The sequence below is a fragment of the Bacillus sp. ME78 genome, assembly GCF_903970865.1.
GTDB lineage: Bacteria > Bacillota > Bacilli > Bacillales > Bacillaceae_G > Bacillus_A > Bacillus_A cereus.
Window position 1 is genome coordinate 1 of sequence record NZ_CAJCKK010000116.1, and the last position, 281, is coordinate 281.

Consider the following 281-nt stretch of genomic DNA (forward strand, 5'->3'; position numbering starts at 1 on the left):
GCCACTGTTGTTGGCTCCGCTTCGTACTTCACTGTGACTCTCTTACTCTCATCTTTATTCGGTTTCGTTACTGTTACGTATACTGTGCCGCCTGTTGATACTAGTAAATCTTTTCCTGTGATTGTCGCTTCCTTCGCATCTTTCGCTACTGTTGCGTTTCCTAACTCTTTTCCTTCTGTTGATGCATCATATACTTTTACAACATCACCTTCAGTTACTTCACTCACTGTAATTGTATCCGCATCTCCAGCTTTATTGTTCGCTACTTTTACTGTATCCAC

Annotated in this window: 1 pseudogene; it reads right to left on the reverse strand. The window is 41.6% G+C overall.

The features are described from left to right. A pseudogene (locus tag H6481_RS28520) lies at nucleotides 1–281 on the reverse strand (hypothetical protein); the annotation flags it as partial.